The organism is Acidimicrobiia bacterium, assembly GCA_040289475.1.
Taxonomy (GTDB): Bacteria; Actinomycetota; Acidimicrobiia; order ATN3; family PSLF01; genus PSLF01.
The window spans coordinates 26,310-45,479 of sequence record PSLF01000013.1 but is presented as its reverse complement, the minus strand read 5'-3'; the positions used below and the strand labels follow the sequence as shown (position 1 = coordinate 45,479).

Here is a 19,170-nt window from a genome sequence, read left to right as displayed (position 1 = left end):
CAGGTGTGATCTATCAACCAAGCGCCGCAGCTATTATGTCACCAACCTCGGAAGTGGACACCTCGAAGGTTCCGTCGGGACGCACAGGGTGTTGTTTACAGAACTGCTCCACAGCTAGGTGGATACGTCGAGCCATATCTCTTTCGCCAATATGGTCAAGCATCATTGCAGCAGATAGGATCGCCGCAATGGGGTTAGCCTTTCCTGTCCCGGCAATGTCAGGAGCAGATCCGTGAACCGGTTCAAAGATGGATGGCAGGCGGGTGTCGGGATTGATGTTGCCGCTGGCAGCAAAGCCGAGTCCCCCGGAAATCGCAGCTCCCAGGTCTGTAAGGATGTCTCCGAATAAGTTGTCGGTCACGATGACGTCGAAGCGGGACGGGGTCAGGACCATGTGGAGGGCGGCTGCATCGACGTGGCAATACCATGTCTCGACGGAGGGGTGATCCGATGCTACCTGGTCGAACACTCTCTTCCACATAACTCCGGCGTGAATCAGAACGTTGGCTTTGTGCACAACGCACAACTGCTTGCGGCTCCGTGTCTCGGCAAGATTGAAGGCATATTTGACACATCTGCGTACTCCTGCTGCGGTGTTTATGGAGTTCTCCACTGCTACTTCTTCGGATTGGTTTTCCCGCAAAAAGCCTCCTGCTCCGGAGTACATACCTTCGGTGTTCTCTCTCACTACCACAAAGTCGATGTCTGAAGGGCCGCGATTGGCCAAGGCGCTAGGAACGCCGGGGAGAAGCCGGACGGGGCGCAAGTTGATATACAAGTCCAGAGAGAAGCGGGCCTTGAGGAGCAATCCTCTCTCCAACACTCCCGGCGGTACCGCAGGGTGCCCCACAGCCCCCAAGAGAATAGCGTCAAGTCCTTTCCATTCCTCGAGGACCGAATCCGGGAGCACCTCGCCAGTCGCCAAGTAGCGCTCCCCTCCCAAGTCGTACTCGACGAACTCAGCCTCGAGTCCCGCTGCCTTTAAAACCTTTAGCGACTCGGACACGACTTCTGGCCCGACTCCGTCCCCCCGAACCACACCAATTCGGTAGCTCACCGGTCCTCCCGTTGTTGTCGAGGTGCAATGCGAAAGCTATAAAGCGACAAACTTTTTAGCTCAACGAGGCACCCTCCAGTAGCTACCAGCTCGGATAATCTCGTCTGCCTCTCTGGGGCCCCACGTACCTGGCTCGTAGAACTCTAGAGGAGGAGGATTGTGTACTACCCTGTCGAAAATCCTCCAAGACTCCTCGATTGTCGACTGTTGAGCAAACAGCGTGTGTTCTCCTTCTATTGCATCTCCTAACAAGAGCTCGTACTCGCTCTCGTGCTCTTCTCCGAACTCAGAGTGAAATTGAAACTCGACACTCACCGGCTGAGCTTTTACTAACTCACCGGGAACCTTTACCTGCATACGAAACGCAACTTTTTCTTCCGAATCGAGCCTAAAAGTTATCTCATTGGGGTCTGGTCTGACGTAAGGCTCTGCAAAAAGCATTCTGGGAGGATGCTGAAAAATGACTGCTACAAATAGCGCGTCGGAGCGAAGTCTTTTACCGGTTCGTATATAGAACGGCACGCCTGCCCAGCGCCATGAATCAATTTCCAGCCGCAAAGCGGCAAAAGTTTCCACCTGTGAAGCGGGATCCACGCCTGTTTCGGTACGATAACCAATGTACTGCCCGCGCACTACGTCAGATGGATCGAGAGTGCGAATCGCCTTCAGTACCTTCAACTTTTCGACCGCAAGAGATTCGGCATCCATTCCAAGCGGGGGTTCGATAGCGAGAAGGGTTACGACCTCCATTAGATGGTTCTGAACCACGTCTCTTACTGCGCCGACCTCTTCGTAAAAGTAGCCCCTTGACTCCACACCCAAAGTTTCTGAAAGGGTAACTTGTACCTCAGCTACGTATCTGTTGTTCCATACTGGCTCTAACAGCGAGTTTGCAAAGCGAAACACTAAAAGGTTTCTAACGGCCTCCTTAGCAAGGAAATGGTCAATTCTAAATACTGCGTCCTTTGGGAAGCAGCGCTCGAGACACTCGCCGATCTGTCGTGCAGATTGGAGGTCTCGTCCAAGGGGCTTCTCGACAACGACTCTTCCCGTTGCAGCAAGCCCAATTTCATAAAGCCGCGATGCTACGGTCTCGAACAAGCTGGGCGGGATCGCTAGATAAAATAGGGGACGTTTTACACCCGCCAACAAGGATTTCATCTTCTCGAAAGTCTCGGGGTCTTCGTACTCGCCGCTCACAAAGTTCATCAAAGATGTGAGCTTTTCAACAGCAGCTTCGTCTGCGCTGTCCGCAAACTGGGCAATCGATACCCGCGCGTAGTTGCGGAAGTCTTCAGCTGTCCATTTCGAACGACCGACACCAATTATTGGGCCATCCCAAAGCCCCTTTCGGACAAGGTTATAAAGGGCAGGGATAATCTTCCTTTTCGCGAGATCTCCGCTGGCACCAAAAAGCAAAATTGCGTCCGAGCGCTCGCCACTCATGACGCGTTATCGGCTTGGGAAGATCCTCCGGGCGCCGCTGGCTTTATAGCGTGTCCGCCAAACTGTTTCCGAAGAGCTGCTGCCAACCTCATGGCAGGCGAGTCCTCTTGGCGAGAAACAAATCTCCTGTAGAGAGCCTCGGAAATTGAAGGCGCCGGAACTCCGAGTCTGACGGCAGTTTCGACTGTCCACCGCCCTTCTCCCGAATCTTCAACCCAACCACGAACATCAGCGAGGTCGTGACTTTCCTCGAGTGCCCTTACTGCGAGCTCTAACAACCACGATCGAATGACGCTGCCGTTCATCCACAACTGAAAAACAGTCTTTGGATCTGGACGCAAAGGCGAGGCGGTGAGCAGCTCATAGCCCTCCGCATAGGCCTCAATCATTGCGTACTCTACTCCGTTGTGGACCATCTTGACGAAGTGTCCTGCCCCATGCGGACCTACGTGCGCAAAACCGCCCTCGGTTGCCAAAATGCGAAGTACTGGCTCAAGAGAGGAAACATCTTTTGGGTCCCCGCCTACCATGATGCAGTAGCCTAGTTCTGCGCCCCAGATACCGCCACTTATACCTGCGTCGACGAAACGTATGCCCTTTTGCTCGAGACGTTTGGCCCTCTCGATAGAGTCGCCAAAGTAGGAATTTCCCCCGTCAACAATATAATCTCCCGAGTCCATTAATTCGCTAAGCCGCTCAATAGTTGAACCGGTAACTTCGCCAGCTGGAAGCATCGTGATCACGACTCGAGGAATATCGATGCATTCGAGAAGTGCCTCCAAGGTAGGAACTTCAGTCTTCGAGGGATCGCGGGTGTATCCGACTACTTCCACGCCGCCAGCCCTGAGGCGCTTTGCCATTCCGGATCCCATTCTGCCTAACCCTACGATTCCTATTTTCATCGGTTGCCTCCACAAATCTGTGTCGCTTGTATCGGTTTCTTCCCTATCTGACGATCGCAGCCTCGGCTCGCAGCCCTAAGCACAAAAACTTGTGAAACATGTCTTCTTGTTTCAAGTCTCGACGCTACACCCCTCCTGAACACGATAATGGTCTGGATTTTTCTTCACAGCTTCGCCTATACCGTCTCGTATGTGTCACTGTGCTGATGTACACTCATTCGTAGACTAAACCAGTTAGGTGTGCTTTCCCCAACTGCTAGTAAATCCTGGAAGGATTGCCGATAATTTCTCCGGCTGACAGGCGGTATAGGCCGCGGTTCGGGGTGCTGTCGTTTGTGATGAGGCTGCGGACAAAATGACATACCAACCTCCTTCTCGCCCCTCTCCTGAGGGACAAATGCGTCCTACTGCAACCCCAGAGGGCCCACCATTGGGGTTAGGCCTAACGGAACAGGCAGAAAAGACCCCCTCTGGGCCAGCACCGGTGCTCGCCCTGCCGACAGAGGGTCCTCCTACATTTCCCTACCTTCCCCCGGTTACCCAAGGCGACCAAGTCAACTATCATCACCAGGTCATAGTGAGGCCACCGCAAGGGGAAGAGTGGGCTACAGCCCATATCTTGCGGTTTGCCTGGCAAACAGATCCTCGTACGCTGAAGGCAAAATTGGTCCAGCTGCCGCCGTTAGATGTCAAGGGCAAAGTTGCGCAGCCAGTGCTGGTTCTCGCCCCTCCTGGCGTCGACTCCGACCTTCCCCAGTGCTGGGTCGTGAAAGAAACTACCGCGCAGGAGCTTCTCATCGGAGCTATCCCCAGACGGTCGGGGCTTCCCCTTCTACAGATAATCCCGGGAGAGTTCCCCCCTCCTAACCTAGGAGACCACGTAATGACGCTCCCTCCGCGGATCGACCTTCCCGAGATGAGGTATATCCTCCCTTGCAAACTCCAGATTTTTCCGATCACGGACACCTGCGGAATCGCCGTCCGGTTCCGGATGAGTAACCAAGGAGTCCCCGTGGGGGTAACTCCCTACTTGTTTAGAGCCACGTTGACCGGCCCACGCTCTTGGAACCTCCTATCGGGGCGCAGGATACTCGAGGAGAACCCGATTACTGGAGAAACCCGTGAGCTTGTCGAAGCTACCCCCCAATCGGGTCAGCTCGCTCCTCTCGTTACAGTGTTTCAGGGACGGTGTTTGGCGACCTTTTCGTGGAGAGCCAACCCCAACTCGCCCTGCTTCAACCTCGCAGGCCTCGTGCCCGAGGCGCGGCCCCCTGAGGTAGCCGAAGATCACTCCATTCGGCTGGTACAAACCTAGCGCACAAGCTCTAGCGGTTCTCGGAGTGTCGGAGAACGAGAGCTTCGATTACGTCGTAAGCGGTGGTCACCTCGACACCCCACCTTGCTACTTCGTCCAAGGAATCCGCAGTGACCCTTCCCGAGATTGCGTCCAAAACGGCTACCGCTCGCAGGTCGTGGGCTGTGGCATCCTGCAAGGTTGCACGCACAGAGTTTTCGAAAAGGTGACCAACCACCACTACGGTGTCGATTCGGCGACTAGAGAGAAAGCCGTCTAAAGCGGTGTTGAAAAACGCCGACCAGCGAGGCTTGTAGACCACCGCCTCGTTCCAGCTCCACAGCTGCACCTCACCAGATAACAGCATCTGTGACGACAACCGAGCATTGGAGCGGGGTTTCAGTTCAGGAACTAACTCTGCCCCGTCGGTGTCAGGAATCAGAGCTCGCCAACCGCTGCACCACAAATCTCGAAGACACCTGTCCACATTCGAACCATCGTCCTCGTACAAGCGCACGACATGGACTATCAGCCCCCCTGCTTCTCGCCATGCCCTGGTAAGTGCCGAGGCCTTTACTATCATCTCTCCGGCGTCGGGGTCTTCGAATGGAGCACCGGCACCCACCGTGTCCACTTGAATGTCGATCGTAAGCAGAGAGGCGCTGTCATAGTGTGGAGCGGTGAACTCACCGCCCGCCCTCACCGGCAACCACACTCGCTCTCGGTCACCAGCATGACTACTGTCTCGACTCATTTTCGAGTCCTACCCCTTTCGATGCGTTGATGAAGCGGGTTGCCTAGTTGCCAACGGATGGCTACGTTAGGTTCCGCCACACCAAACATTCGAAGAATCGCAACGCCCCACGACTCCAATTGGCGATCGAGGGGCGAAACAATCCTCAAAGGGTCAACTGTGTCTATGGGCCGACCTCTGCCTTGCGATGCTTTGGCTTGCTCCCCAGCCTTACAGCAATGTTGACGGCCGACAGGTAAGCCCTCGCAGATGCTTCGACAACATCAGTGGAGACGCCTCGTCCAGTCACGGTCCGGCCATCCACCTCCAGTTGTATCGTCACGTCTCCCAACGCGTCTGTACCCTCGGTTACAGAAGACACATTGAATGCTACGAGTTGTCCGGAAACTCCAGCGGCCTTCGAGATCGCGGCGCAGGCCGCATCGATCATTCCATCGCCCGTAGACTCGGCCTCCGACCTGTCACCGTTGCGCCGAAGGACAACGCGAGCCACGGGATCGACAGACGTTCCCCCTCGCACTTCGAACTCCTCTAGAACAAAGGTATCCTCTAGCTGTCCCAGCTCGGCGGCGACGATAGCTTCTACATCGGCTTGGGTGATTTGGGATTTTCTATCGGCCAGTTCTTTGAACCTTTTAAATGCAGCATTGAGAGAATCCCCCTGGAGATGAATTCCCATCTTTTCCAAGGTGTCTTGGAAAGCGTGGCGACCGGAGTGCTTTCCCAAAACGATTTCTGCTGCTTTTCGCCCCACCTTTTCGGCATCGATAATTTCATAGGTCTTGCGGTTCATAAGGACACCGTGCTGGTGGATTCCCGATTCGTGCGCGAATGCGTTGCGTCCCACGACAGCCTTGTTCGGCTGAACAGGGTAGCCGGTCAACCGAGACACCAGTCTCGAGGTTCGTGCGATCTCTTCGGTGGCTATTCCAACTTCTACCCCGAACTGATCGGACCTCACCTTGACAGCCATTACGATCTCTTCGAGCGCTGCATTACCAGCCCGTTCGCCAATTCCGTTTATCGTGCACTCGACTTGACGTGCGCCAGCCGCCACACCCGCCAGCGAGTTGGCAGTTGCCAGACCCAGGTCGTTGTGGCAGTGGGTCGAAAACACCACTCCTTGGGGAGCATCCACCTTCTCGATAAGGTACGAGATCAAGCTCGCGAACTCGGAGGGTATGGCGTATCCGACAGTGTCGGGAATGTTCAGGGTCGTCGCGCCGGCTTCGACAACCGCTCGCAATACGTCGACGAGAAAATCCGGGTCGGACCGAGTTCCATCCTCTGGGCTGAACTCGACATCCGAAGTGTATTTCTTTGCATGCTTTACGCCGGCCACAGCCGCCTCTTTGACTTGATCCGGAGTCATTCTTAGCTTGTGTTCCATGTGGATGGGAGATGTAGCGATGAAGACGTGGATACGGGGCTGATCTGCGTCTCTTATCGCCTCCCAGCAGCGGTCGATGTCTTCGAGGTGAGTCCTAGAAAGCCCCGCGATCGTTGCACCTTTTACGGTCTGAGCGATAGCTCTGACCGACTCGAAGTCGCCCGGAGAGGCAACGGGGAACCCCGCCTCTATTACGTCTACGCCGAGCCGGGCCAACTGCTCGGCGATTTCTACCTTCTCCGCCACGTTCAGACTTATTCCTGGAGATTGCTCTCCGTCCCTCAATGTCGTATCGAATATCAGTAGTCTGTTGCTCATGTCGCCTCCAACATTGAGTTCAATCTGTCCTGAACTTTTGTACTCGACTCCTCTTACCGTTGGTATCGCAAGTCTTTACCTCGAACCAACCTTGGGCATTTCCCACGCAAATAAAAAACCTCGCACTCTCTAGTGCGAGGTCTCGGCGCGCCAGGGGTACTCCCGGACGCGCCTTTAGGTAAGCAAAAGCTCGCTGGCGTGCCCGCTCGCCTGCAAAGAGTATGCCGAGTCAGATGAAGCGTTCACAGATACCATAACAGTCGCGATCATGCACCCTGGGAGCCTAGATGTCAAAGAATTACTGCCGTCGACGATATCAAGCACAAAGCTACTTGCGAATGAGCTAGTCGGTAGTAACTTTTCCGAGTTTCCCCTATATTACCTCGGGAGCCGACTCCAGAATCAGGAGAGTGACATCGACGATCCCATCAGCTCTGCGAAGTTCCTCTAACGTCTCCCCGCTGGGCGGCGAGTCCAAGTTGAGTCCCATCAGAGCGTGAGCACCACCCGGGTCGCGTCCTACAGCCATGTTCGAGATGTTGATTCCGGCGTTTCCGAGTACTGTTCCTACCCGTCCGATAACTCCTGGCTTGTCCTGGTTGTGAATGATAAGCATATACCGGCTGGGTGGAAGATCGATCGAGTGCTCGCCGATCTCGACAATGCGAGGGGCCTGACGTGGCCCGACCAGTGTTCCCGCTACAGAAATCGAACCTGCGGACCCGGTGCCCGAGACCCGAATCAAGCTAACGAAGTCCTCTGACGCGGCCGACGAGCTTCGACGGACCTCTATCCCTTTATCTTTGGCAATAAGGGGGGCATTCACATAGGAAACGGGCTCCTCGCTAATTGCGCTAAACATCCCCTTGAGCACTGCCACGGAAATCAGCCGGTCGTCTACCTCGGCCAGCTGCCCGATTAGAGCCACATCCACCCGCTCGGTCAGGCCGCCCGCAAGAGCGGTGTAAAAACTCCCGAGTATCTCGGCAAGAGGAAGGAAGGCTCTGACCAACTCTGGGATCTCTCTTCCTACCTCGACGTTGACAGCAAACGGAACCAGCTCCCCGCGGAGCACAGCCACCACTTGCTCGGCTACGGCCTTTCCCGCTTTGTCCTGCGCTTCCGCGGTGGTTGCTCCAAGATGAGGAGTTAGAACAGTGTTCGGAGCGCCCAATAGAGGGTGGTCTGGTGGGGGGGGTTCTCGGGAGTACACGTCTACTGCTGCGCCTGCGATCCTCCCCTCATAGAGTGCGCTGGCCAACGCTTCCTCGTCCACAATCTCGCCTCTAGCGGTGTTGACAATTCGCACCGACGGCTTCATAGACGCTATTCGCTCTTTGTTGATGAGGCCGACCGTCTCCTTCGTCTTTGGAAGGTGCACGGTGATGACATCAGCCCTTTCACAAAGCTCCTCTAAGGACACGAGCTCTACGCTCATCTGCCTAGCCCGCTCTTGGGACACATACGGATCGTAAGCGATTAGTCGCATGCCAAATGCTAGAGCCCTTTGGGCGACCAGAGTGCCGATGCGTCCTAGGCCCACGATTCCGAGTGTTTTATCTGCGAGCTCGATCCCAACAAAAGCGGATCGCTTCCACTCTCCCGCGTGCATCGAGCGGTCGGCTTCGGGAATCCTCCGGCACAAGGCGAGCATGAGTGCCATCGTGTGTTCGGCAGCCGACAGAGTGTTCGACTGGGGAGCGTTGACCACCACTATTCCTCTTCTAGTGGCAGCCTCGACGTCGATGTTGTCGACCCCAATGCCAGCCCTTCCAATTACTCGAAGGGCAGGGGCCGCCTCGATCACATCCGCTGTCACTTGGGTCCCAGACCGGACTATGAGTGCCGCTGCATCGCAGACCGCCTCAATCAATTCCCGGTGGTCGATACCGGGGCGAAAGTCCACGTTGTGCCCAGCCTGCCGCAAGATGTCGAGACCTGAAGGTGCGATCTCTTCGGTTACGAGGACCTTAGTTCCCATTTCCAGACCTTTGGGTCCAGTCTCATTTCCAAACTATCCGCTTCACATTCTTTATAGATCAGATCTTTCTAGGCCTTAGGAACCTCGGGAATACTGCGTCCTCACACAGGGGAGTCGCCGGCAAATTCTCGGTCAGCGTTCTCGAAAACTTCTAGTGCCGCTTGTACTCCAACGCCGTGCTTTACCGGAACGTCAAGCTCAGGCAGGACCGCTTCTACCGCGGCTAATGCACGAAGTATGTCGAATCGGTCTACCCAGCCGAGGTGGCCGATTCTGAATATTTTGCCTTTCAGTTTTCCTTGGCCTCCCGCAATCACCAGTCCAAACTTTTCGCGTACACGAGAAACAAGCTTGGAGGTGTCGAGGCCTTCAGGCGCTTTGACGCATGTAACTACGTTCGACCGTTCGGGCGAAGAAGCAAAAATCTCCATTCCCATCGCCGTCAGCCCGGCTCTCGTGGCCATGCCCAGCAGCCGGTGGCGATCTATCATGCGCTCTAGCCCCTCTTTCCAAATCTTGTCGAGTGCAACTCGAACCCCCATGAGCACAGAAATTGCCGGGGTCCATGGGCACTCGTGATTGGGCCTCTCGAATGCCTCCAATGCCTGCGTCCAATCAAAGTAAAAGCGCGGCAACGAAGCGTTGCGGTGAGCCTCTAAAGCCCTATCCGAGATTGCCAAAAACGCGGCCCCAGGGCTGGCAGCCATTGCTTTCTGTGATCCCGTTATTGCAACGTCTATTCCCCAGGCGTCCATCTCGAAGGGACATGCTCCTGCACCCGAGACTGTATCTACGATAAGAAGTGCTTCGGTTTCTCTCACCACTCCCGCAATCGACTCTATGTCGTTTACCACCCCTGTGGAAGTCTCACTGTGAGTCACTAACACCCCTTTGCAAGTAGGTGTCCTCGCTAGGGCCTTCCTTACGTCATCAGCCCGCGCCTCTTCGCCCCACGCATACTCAAGCACCTCGACGTCTAGACCGTATGCTCGGCAAATCTTGACGAAACGCTCACCGAAGTTCCCCACGGAGACAACCAGTACCTTGTCGCCCGGCGAGAAGCTATTAGCAACAGCCGATTCCATGCCGCCTGTTCCCGAGGCGGTGTGGATAACGATCGGCGCTTCGGTCCGCAACAACATCCTTATTCCGTCAGCGATGTCTTGGAGAAGCTCCGAAAAAGCCGGGCCTCTGTGGTAGAGCATTGGACTGCCCTGCGCTAGCAAGACATCTGGGGAGACCGGTACCGGACCGGGGGTTAGAAGAGTTTCAGGCCTATCGATCACTCATACTTCCTTACTCTCTAGCCACGGCATCATCTTCCGCAGCTCCTTGCCAATTCTTTCTATGGGATGCTCGAGCCCTTTGCGCCTCAATGCTTCAAAGTGAGGACGGCCGGCCTGGTTCTCTAGCACCCACTCTGTCGCAAACTTCCCGGTAGTAATTTCTTCGAGGATCCGCTTCATCTCGGCCTTTGTCTGCTCCGTGATTATGCGAGGTCCTCTCGTGACATCCCCGTACTCAGCGGTGTCGGAGATCGAATATCTCATCCATGAAATTCCACCCTCGTACATAAGGTCTACGATCAGCTTTAGTTCGTGCAAACATTCAAAGTAGGCAGACTCGGGCTGGTACCCAGCTTCTACAAGTGTTTCAAAGCCCGCCATAACTAATGACGTGAGCCCGCCACACAGCACCACCTGCTCACCAAAAAGATCGGTCTCTGTCTCTTCTTTGAAAGTCGTCTCTAGTAGTCCTGCCCGCGTAGATCCCAATGCCTTCCCATAACTTAGCCCGAGCTCCTTTGCTTTGCCCGTGGCATCCTGATGAACTGCGAGAAGGGACGGCGTTCCTTTTCCCTCTAAATACGTACGCCTAACCAAATGGCCGGGTCCTTTGGGAGCTACCATCACCACATCGACAGAAGAAGGCGGCCTTATCAACCCAAAGTGAATGTTGAAGCCGTGGGCAAAAAACAAAGCGTCCCCATCGTCTAGCGCCGGCGCTATCTCAGTCTCGTAGAGCGCCTTCTGGACTTGATCGGGCACGAGAACCATGATTACGTTCGCCTCTTGACACGCAGATCGCACGTCCATCACCCGCAAGCCCTCTTTTTGTGCGGCACTTGCAGAGGGCGAGTCGGGTCGCAATCCCACTCGTATGTCCACACCGGAGTCTCTCAAGTTGAGGGCATGGGCGTGCCCTTGGCTCCCATAACCCAAAACGGCCACTTTTTTGGAGGCAATGAGCGAAATGTCAGCGTCATTGTCGTAGTAAACAGTTGCCATAGTCGACTCCTCGTTTAGTTCTCGATACGAGACGTTTATCTACACCGCTCAGATCTTGGATGGCAAAAGCGGACACTTCGGCCAGGCCCAAGCTTATTCCGAGCAGCAGCGATAGGTCGAAGAGAATGGAGCGTCGTCCCAAGCGACAATCATTGCATCTCGTCGCGATTAGCCACGCGGGTGAAGTCGACTCCCATTGCTTGTAGCTCTAGTCTTTTTCGTCTCCAAACCACAAAGGATCTCGCTCCCCACAGAGCCCTTTTGGTCGCCCTTAAGGCGGTCGACAATGGCATAGGAAGCCATAACATCGCCCGCAGTCGCCACACCTCCTGCCTCTGCCCATGAATGCCTTTACGCCTCGACAATGACTCGAGCTCCGCGCGGGCCTCCGCCTTCCTTCCACACATCGCATAAAGTCTCGCTAGTTCCCGCTCGATAGCAGACTCAAGATCTTCTCGGTATGAAGCAAGCGCAGCACCGGCTATAGGATCCTCAAAAGCCAGCTCTAGGGCGCGCTTCATTGCTTTTGCTGCAAGATCAGCATCTCGAGATGTGTTGTGTCGATGAATCCGAATGAACACCGACAACTTCCCAGTTGCTACGACGGGATACCGAGATGCAATTCTCGCCCAAAGCTCCCAGTCTTCCGAGCGCGAAAGGGAACGGTCTTCGTTGAATCGACACTTGAGAAGCACTTCCCGACGGGCCACAACGGAAGAAAGAGGGAAGGGAACAAAGTTTTTAGAAATTGCTCGCACTGCCTCGTGACTTTCTGCCAATCCAGGAGGCAGCCTCGGGGAAGGAGCCTCTCCCAGCAAATGGCCCTTGTCTGTAATGTAGGCGGCTCTGGCAAACGAAAGTGCCGCGCGAGGGTGCGCGACGAGCATGGCGACCGAGTTGCTCAAGTGGTCACGGCTCCATAAATCGTCGGAGTCGAGAAAGGCGACGAGTTCTCCCTTGGCCTCGAGAACCCCTCGGTTTCTGGCGGCAGCCCGCTCTGCGTTCTCTTGACGGATGTACCTGACGGGGCCCTCGACCGACCGCAGAAGCGATGATGTGCCGTCGATGGATCCGTCGTCCACTACGACAATCTCGATTGGCTTGTAATTCTGACCAAGTGCCGATCGAACCGCTGCGAGGCAGTATGGTCCCCTGTTATAAGTGGGAATCACCACGCTAACAAGCGGGCGCAACCCTTCTACTCCTGAGCGCCTTAGAAAAACCTGAATCTTCCACGAGATACAATGTTGGGTGTTGCGTAGATGAGATGAGCTACGACTGTGTCTTTGATTCGAAGTCGTAGCCGCTCTCTTCAAGCTCGGAGGCCAGCTCAGGACCGCCAGAACGGACAATCTTTCCCGCAATCATCACGTGCACACGGCTTGGAACGACATGCTCTAAGATCCTCTGATAATGCGTAATAAGAAGTATTCCGGTACCTCTTTCTGCCGCGGCCTCGATCCCAGATGCGACGAGTTTAAGACCGTCTATGTCCAACCCTGAGTCTATTTCGTCTAAAACCGCGGCTTTCGGCTCGAGAAGCTGAAGCTGAAGGATCTCTGCACGCTTTTTTTCTCCGCCGCTAAAGTCAGTATTGAGGCCCCTTTGTAGAAGCGAAGTATCAAGGCGAAGATGTTTAGCTTCCTTCTCTATTAGTTCTTCAAGGTATTGCCCATTTCCTTTCGCAGCACCCACAACCCGTGCTAGACGAATCCCTGGAAGACTCGTAGGATACTGAAAGCCAACGAACAGTCCCTTTCGAGCTCGTTCATACGTAGCTAAACCTGTAATTCTCTCGCCTCCGACGTAAATATCACCGCCTAAGAGCTCGTATCCAGGCTTACCCATCAACAGATGAACGAGTGTGGTCTTGCCAGACCCATTGGGACCCATGAGGGCATGGATCTCGCCAGGCCCTACCTCAAGGCTCACCCCGGCGACAATCTCCCGACCTCCAGGACCACCGCGAATACCGTCTAAAAGGAGCGCCGGGGGCTTACTCATCACCGATCCTCACAAAAATCTCTCCGCCGCGCTCTTCGACTGGGTAGATCGCAACAGGGATTGTCGCTGGCAAAGTTAGTGCTTCGCCGGTGGCTAAGCTGAACAAGGAACCATGCTTGGGACACTCCACGGCGCACTCCTCGGGAATTATTTCCCCTTGAGAAAGACTTTCGTCTTCGTGGGTGCAAGTGTCGTCTATACAGTAAAGGCGCCCCTGGAAGCGAAATACCGCAATCTTTTTGTTCCCAACTTCGAACATCTTTCCGGAACCTTCTTCGACTTCTGAGGAAGCTGCCAGCCTTACGATCTTGCCTGAATCAGAAGCCTCACTCATCTCGACTCCCTAGAAGCAAACTTCTCTGACACTTCCTTCCTAATCCTCTCTGCAGTCATTCCGGAGGGAATTCTTTCAATTACCTCTTCAAAAAAGCCCTCCACAATAAGCTCCTCAGCCAAATCAGGGTCGATTCCCCTGCTTTGAAGGTAATAGACCTCCTCTTCGTCGACAGGCCCGATAGAGGAGGCATGGGAGCACCTGACGTCGTTAGCGAGAATTTCAAGATTCGGAATTGACTCTGCAGATGCTCCCTCTGACAGAACAAGATTTTTGTTGGTCTGGAATCCGTTGATCTTCTGAGCGTCCTTCTCTACTCGTACCAAGCCGGCATAGACGGCCTTAGCGTCGTCCTCTACCGCACCCTTGTATAGAAGATCGCTTACAGTCCTAGGCGCTTGGTGATCCTGGAGCGTCCGGAGGTCGAGGTGTTGATCGCTATTTCCAAAGTAGATACCCAACATCTCTGATTGAGAGTTTTCTCCCGCCATCGCTGTTTCTACGCGATGCCGCGAAAGCCGTGCGCCAAGGGACACCACCGTAGAAGAGAGCCAAGCATCGCGGCCCAGGCTCACACGGGAAGTCTCTATGTTGCACACGGAGTGCTCCAGTTCTTGCAAGACGACGTATGAAAGCTTGGAACCTTCTCCTACGCTCACCTCGGTTACCGGAAGGAGTAGTGACGGTTCTCCGTCCGATGGTCCAGTTCCCGAGTAGTGAACGAACAGAGGGATCTTAGAGTTCTCACCCAGCTTGAGAGTGATGTGCAACGGCACAACCTTAGCCTGCCCCATGTGCGTCACAGAAACTGAAACTACCAACGGCTCCTCAATTACTACACCGTCAGGAATGTCTATGAGTAGATCGACCCCAAAGGCAGCGACCAAAGAAGTGAACTTGTCCTGAGTAGGCGAAACCAGCTCGAACCAGAGAGGGTGATCGGGATCCTCCGTCGGTGGAATCGCTCTGATAACTGCTCGGTTGCGTAGGAGATTCTCTGAAATCAACAACGGGCCAGGCACGCCGTCTCTAAGGGCTAAAATGCCCGACAGGTGGGCAAGATCTAGAATTACACCCTCGTCGGCGCCAGTGCGGCTTGCGATCTCTCCCAATGCGTCTGACCTAGATCCAGAGTGAAGCGGCTCGGGCTCAGCGTAGTTTCTAGAATCCAAAATCCCCTCTGGCAGACTCCTTACTGTCTCGCCCAGAAACGTCACATCGGTATACCGCCAAAGTTCGTCTTCTGTAGACGGTAGGTCCAAAGAGGCGAAGCTCTCCAAGGCCGCGCGACGGCCCTTAGGCATTGGAACATCAAGTTGAAGTCGGTGCAATTCTCGGCCATGATCGGCCGAGAGTCGAAAGTCTACGTTCACCGCCCAGTTCTCAGCCGACCGAGCCTTCCATTTGCAGCTCAATGAGGCGCGACAGTTCGACTGCGTATTCCATGGGCAAGGTCTTCGCGACAGGCTCAATGAAGCCGTTCACGATCATCGACATCGCCTCGTTTTCTGGGAGACCTCGGTTCATAAGGTAGAACAGCTGATCTTCGCCCACCTTAGATACCGTTGCCTCGTGCCCGATTTGAGCGTCCTTCTCTCTGAACTCAATATACGGATACGTATCCGAACGGCTTTTTTCATCGAGAATGAGCGCATCACAACGAACGTTGCTCTTGACCTTGTGCGCCCCCTTCTCAACTCTTACCAAACCCCTGTACCCAGCTCGACCGCCATCTTTAGAAATAGATTTAGACACGATCTGACTGGAGGTCTCTGGGGCGGCATGGACCATCTTGGCCCCGGCATCCTGATGCTGACCCTTGCCTGCAAACGCTATGGAGAGCACCTCACCGCGGGCTTTGGGGCCCAACATGTACACTGATGGGTACTTCATAGTCAGCTTGGACCCCAGGTTGCCATCGATCCACTCCATCGTTGCCTCTTGGTAAGCCGCAGCCCTCTTGGTAACTAGGTTGTAGACGTTGTTGGACCAGTTCTGGATCGTTGTGTAACGAACCCGGGCGCCGGGCTTCACAATAATTTCGACCACAGCTGCATGAAGGCTGTCAGTCGAGTAGATGGGAGCTGAACATCCCTCAATGTAGTGGACATAGCTGCCCGGTTCAGCAATGATCAGCGTTCTCTCGAACTGTCCCATGTTCTCTGCATTGATCCTGAAATAGGCCTGAAGCGGCATTTCGACGCTCACGCCTTCTGGACAGTAAATAAAAGATCCTCCCGACCACACCGCCGAGTTAAGCGCAGCGAACTTGTTGTCGTTTGGAGGAATGACCCTTCCAAAGTACTGTTTGACCAAGTCTGGGTACTCTTTGAGGGCAGTGTCCATGTCGCAGAAGATCACGCCCTGCCGCTCCAGTTCCTCAATGTTGCGGTGATAGACCACCTCTGACTCGTACTGTGCCGTAACCCCTGCCAAATACTTGCGCTCAGCCTCAGGTATGCCAAGCCGGTCGTAGGTCTTTCTGATCTCTTCTGGAACCTCGTCCCACGAGTGCGCCCCAACTCCTTTCGGCTTTATGTAGTAGTAGATGTCGTCAAAGTCGATCTCTGAAAGATCGCCGCCCCACCTCGGCATAGGCTTGTTCCAGAACAGCTTGAGGGCGCGCAAGCGAAACCTCCTCATCCACTCCGGCTCGCCCTTCATCTCGCTGATACGGCGAACAATCTCTTCTGATAGCCCCTTCTCGGGTTTGAACTCGTAGACCTCTGGGTCTCGCCACCCGAGCTTGTACGCGCCGATGTCTACTTCCGCCGTTGCCATTTCTCCTCGACTACCTCTCTTATCGATAGAACTCTTGCTCTCTCCGCTCTCCTGCTCTTATAGAGCAGTAAAAGGGCCCCTAAGACTGACCAATGAACCTTATCAAACTTATGCAGCGCGATACTCCCAATTCCGAGTGTTTCAATCGGAATAGTAATGCACATAGTTTCAACGGTCAACCCCAGGAAAATACTCCTGACTCAGAAAAATTCGGCGTTCATCATGTCAAAAGCTTCTGGATATGAAGGTTATTGTTGGCGATATGGGCGAGACAGAGCTTGTTTGAAAATGCGCTCCCTCGGAGGCATAAGCGATTTAGAAGATATTGTTTTTGTCGAGACAGGGGCTAACGATGTCCATCTCGGGGCTATCCTCGGATTATCCTCGGATAAAGCCGCCGTAGTCGCGGCGCTCTATGACTCGAAGATCAGAGTCGAGCTCTATCACCGAGGCAGCCGGAGCGGGCCAGGGCTCGTCAAAGCGGATAGCTGACGATATGCGCTCGTAGACGAGTAGAAAACCTCCACCAGATCGGGAGCCTAAGGCAGCGTTGATCACAGGCTCGACCCCCCTCTCTTCGAGGCACGTAGTGGCGTCCCTTCCCCGAAGAATTTCGTTTTCTTCGGTTACCAATGTGAAATCGGGAGCATAAAGGGGCGGCTTACCAAGCGCTTTCTCGACTCTAATAGCCAGATCTTTAGGATCTAGCGTGTAAGAAGGGTCGCGGTTGCCACGTGGGTCTGCCATGTCCACCCCCACTGGGCTAGTCAACTGAAGCCGACCGTGACCAGCTGGCCCAAAGAGCGGCGTAGTGACCCTCTCTTTTGAGTAAATCCTGGTGGGTCCCCACCTCTGCTATCTTCCCCTCCGACATCACTACTATGAGATCGGCTCTGGATGCCGTGGTTAGGCGGTGAGCTATTGTCACAGACGTACGCCCATCGAGTAATGCTGCAAGCGCAGCTTCGATAGCCGTTGCGGTTAACGGATCGACAGAAGAGGCTGCCTCATCCAATAGCAGCACTATCGGCTGAGCAAAGTACGCCCGAGCCAAGGAAATGAGCTGGCGCTGACCTGCAGAGAGAATCTGTCCCTGCCCTGTCAATTTGGTGTCGAATCCTTCCGGAAGAGCTTCGAAGATAGGGTCCAAACCGAGATCTCGCGCAGAATCTATTGCATCTTGCCTGAGATTAGGGTCCCAATCCATCGCAATGTTCTGCCACACGGTCCCTGAAAAAATGAATCCCTCCTGAGGAACGAATACGATCTGCTCGCGTACAGAACGCAGTGTTACGCAAGCTAGATCCTGATCATCGATGGATACCTTGCCGGAATCTGGGTCGTAGAAGCGAGCGGCTAGTTTTACGAGAGTCGATTTGCCAGCTCCAGTCTTGCCGACCACCGCGACCCTGGCGCCTGCTGGAATCTCTACAGTCACGTGATCCAGCGCTGGCTTGGGAGGTTCGTAATAGAAACTTACGTTCTCAAAACAAATCCTTCCCTCCCGTACCACAAGAGGACGGGCCTCAGGGTGATCCATTAGGTTGGGCTCTACGTCTAGTACTCCGTAGAGCTTTCTCAAGGCCGCCGAAGCCGCTTGGAACTCGTTGTACAGCATCGATACCTGCTGAATGGGTTCGAATACGTTGGAAAGGTACAAGAGGAAGGCAGCGACAACCCCGAATCCAATCGCTCCTGAGGCAGCTAGGTAACTACCGTAGCCCAGCACAATAGCCACCGAGGCCATACCCAAAAATTCCACAGCTGGAAAGTAGAGAGATTGAAGGCGTGCTGTGTCGAGCTGGGCTTCGAACTGAGCTTCGTTCAGGCCCTCGAATTTTTCGGCATCTTTAGCTTCCCGAGCATAGGCTTGCACCACTCGCACTCCGGTAAGATTCTCCTGAAGGCGTGCCATCACCTGCGACACTCGTTCTCTAACTTGCAAGTAAGCAGGGTTGGCTCTCCGCCTGAAAACAATCGTGGCCAGCACTAAAGCCGGTAGAACCGAGAGGGCAGCGACGGTGAGTCGCCACGACATCTGCACCAGGACAGCAAGAGAAAGTAGAAAGCCGAGGGCCGATGAGATGAGGACTATTAGCCCCTGAATCGCAAAGTTCTGGAGAGACTCGACATCTGACGTCATCCGTGCCACCAAACGGCCCGTCAGCTCCTTGTCGAAGAAGTCCACATCGAGGCTGTGGATGTGAGCAAATACCTTTCTTCTCAGATGAAGCAGGTACGCCTCGGATAACTGGGAAACCTTTAGGATTTGCAGCCTAGTAAAAAGGTATGTTGCTGCGAGGGCGAAGAGTCCAACAGCAAAAGCCACCAATAAGTTCGTAACCCCGGCCTTTCCCTTTGCTGCACCGTTGTCGATCCCAAACCGCACAGCCTGAGGCACCGCCAATCGCGCCAATGCTCCGGCGATCACGAAAATCGACGCGAGCAGCATCTGCTTCCACATTGGGCGGATGTCGGCCCATGCCCGCTTTAGTGGATGCGAGGCAAGGTATTCTTCGGCGCCTTCTTTGGTATCGGGAGCTGTAGAAAGCCTCGAATTCGGTCCTGAATTTGCGCGCTTCAGGCGTCCAGATCTCGTGCCCCGCGTCTTGATCACCTAC

Annotated in this window: 16 protein-coding genes; 1 reads left to right on the top strand and 15 read right to left on the bottom strand. The window is 54.6% G+C overall.

Going from position 1 to position 19,170, the window contains the following annotated elements; translation table 11 throughout:
* Positions 1 to 13: 13 nt before the first annotated feature.
* From C4318_07555 to gnd, 3 genes are all read right to left on the bottom strand, one after another.
* A complete protein-coding gene (locus C4318_07555; protein MER3454994.1) occupies positions 14 to 1,045 on the bottom strand; it encodes a 3-isopropylmalate dehydrogenase in 1,032 nt (343 codons plus the stop codon).
* Between the two features lie 72 nt (positions 1,046 to 1,117).
* Positions 1,118 to 2,503 (bottom strand): glucose-6-phosphate dehydrogenase, encoded by a 1,386-nt coding sequence (gene zwf, locus C4318_07550; protein ID MER3454993.1) that lies wholly within the window; start codon positions 2,501 to 2,503, stop codon positions 1,118 to 1,120.
* Complete coding sequence (gnd, locus tag C4318_07545) at positions 2,500 to 3,405, bottom strand: 6-phosphogluconate dehydrogenase (decarboxylating) (GenBank protein MER3454992.1); 906 nt, start codon at positions 3,403 to 3,405, stop codon at positions 2,500 to 2,502. The genes zwf and gnd overlap by 4 nt, the downstream gene beginning before the upstream one ends.
* A gap of 430 nt (positions 3,406 to 3,835) precedes the next feature.
* Between gnd and C4318_07540 the strand changes: the two genes are divergently transcribed.
* Positions 3,836 to 4,720 carry a hypothetical protein gene (locus C4318_07540; GenBank protein ID MER3454991.1) on the top strand — a complete coding sequence of 295 codons (885 nt, stop codon included), beginning with the start codon at positions 3,836 to 3,838 and terminating at the stop codon, positions 4,718 to 4,720.
* A 10-nt stretch (positions 4,721 to 4,730) separates the two neighbouring features.
* On the opposite strand, the gene C4318_07535 is transcribed toward C4318_07540, so the two are convergent.
* The 12 genes from C4318_07535 to C4318_07480 form a co-directional block, all read right to left on the bottom strand.
* Positions 4,731 to 5,453 (bottom strand): cysteine hydrolase, encoded by a 723-nt coding sequence (locus tag C4318_07535; GenBank protein MER3454990.1) that lies wholly within the window; start codon positions 5,451 to 5,453, stop codon positions 4,731 to 4,733.
* A 163-nt stretch (positions 5,454 to 5,616) separates the two neighbouring features.
* Positions 5,617 to 7,161 (bottom strand): 2-isopropylmalate synthase, encoded by a 1,545-nt coding sequence (locus tag C4318_07530; protein MER3454989.1) that lies wholly within the window; start codon positions 7,159 to 7,161, stop codon positions 5,617 to 5,619.
* 373 nt (positions 7,162 to 7,534) lie between these two features.
* Positions 7,535 to 9,142: a phosphoglycerate dehydrogenase gene (locus C4318_07525; GenBank protein MER3454988.1), complete on the bottom strand. Its 1,608-nt coding sequence runs from the start codon at positions 9,140 to 9,142 to the stop codon at positions 7,535 to 7,537.
* Between the two features lie 101 nt (positions 9,143 to 9,243).
* Positions 9,244 to 10,428: an aminotransferase gene (locus C4318_07520; protein ID MER3454987.1), complete on the bottom strand. Its 1,185-nt coding sequence runs from the start codon at positions 10,426 to 10,428 to the stop codon at positions 9,244 to 9,246.
* On the bottom strand, positions 10,429 to 11,430 hold the full coding sequence (locus C4318_07515) for a ketol-acid reductoisomerase (protein ID MER3454986.1): 1,002 nt from the start codon (positions 11,428 to 11,430) through the stop codon (positions 10,429 to 10,431).
* A gap of 149 nt (positions 11,431 to 11,579) precedes the next feature.
* On the bottom strand, positions 11,580 to 12,794 hold the full coding sequence (locus C4318_07510) for a hypothetical protein (GenBank protein MER3454985.1): 1,215 nt from the start codon (positions 12,792 to 12,794) through the stop codon (positions 11,580 to 11,582).
* A complete protein-coding gene (sufC, locus tag C4318_07505) occupies positions 12,703 to 13,434 on the bottom strand; it encodes a Fe-S cluster assembly ATPase SufC (GenBank protein ID MER3454984.1) in 732 nt (243 codons plus the stop codon). Before sufC ends, C4318_07510 begins: the two co-directional genes overlap by 92 nt.
* Positions 13,427 to 13,768 carry a (2Fe-2S)-binding protein gene (locus tag C4318_07500; protein MER3454983.1) on the bottom strand — a complete coding sequence of 114 codons (342 nt, stop codon included), beginning with the start codon at positions 13,766 to 13,768 and terminating at the stop codon, positions 13,427 to 13,429. Before C4318_07500 ends, sufC begins: the two co-directional genes overlap by 8 nt.
* Positions 13,765 to 15,141, bottom strand: a complete 1,377-nt coding sequence (gene sufD / locus C4318_07495; protein MER3454982.1) for a Fe-S cluster assembly protein SufD — start codon at positions 15,139 to 15,141, stop codon at positions 13,765 to 13,767. The genes C4318_07500 and sufD overlap by 4 nt, the downstream gene beginning before the upstream one ends.
* Before the next feature lie 10 nt (positions 15,142 to 15,151).
* Positions 15,152 to 16,549: a Fe-S cluster assembly protein SufB gene (gene sufB / locus C4318_07490; GenBank protein MER3454981.1), complete on the bottom strand. Its 1,398-nt coding sequence runs from the start codon at positions 16,547 to 16,549 to the stop codon at positions 15,152 to 15,154.
* Between the two features lie 378 nt (positions 16,550 to 16,927).
* Positions 16,928 to 17,302 (bottom strand): hypothetical protein, encoded by a 375-nt coding sequence (locus C4318_07485; GenBank protein ID MER3454980.1) that lies wholly within the window; start codon positions 17,300 to 17,302, stop codon positions 16,928 to 16,930.
* 10 nt (positions 17,303 to 17,312) lie between these two features.
* Positions 17,313 to 19,166 (bottom strand): ABC transporter, encoded by a 1,854-nt coding sequence (locus C4318_07480; protein ID MER3454979.1) that lies wholly within the window; start codon positions 19,164 to 19,166, stop codon positions 17,313 to 17,315.
* Positions 19,167 to 19,170: the final 4 nt, after the last annotated feature.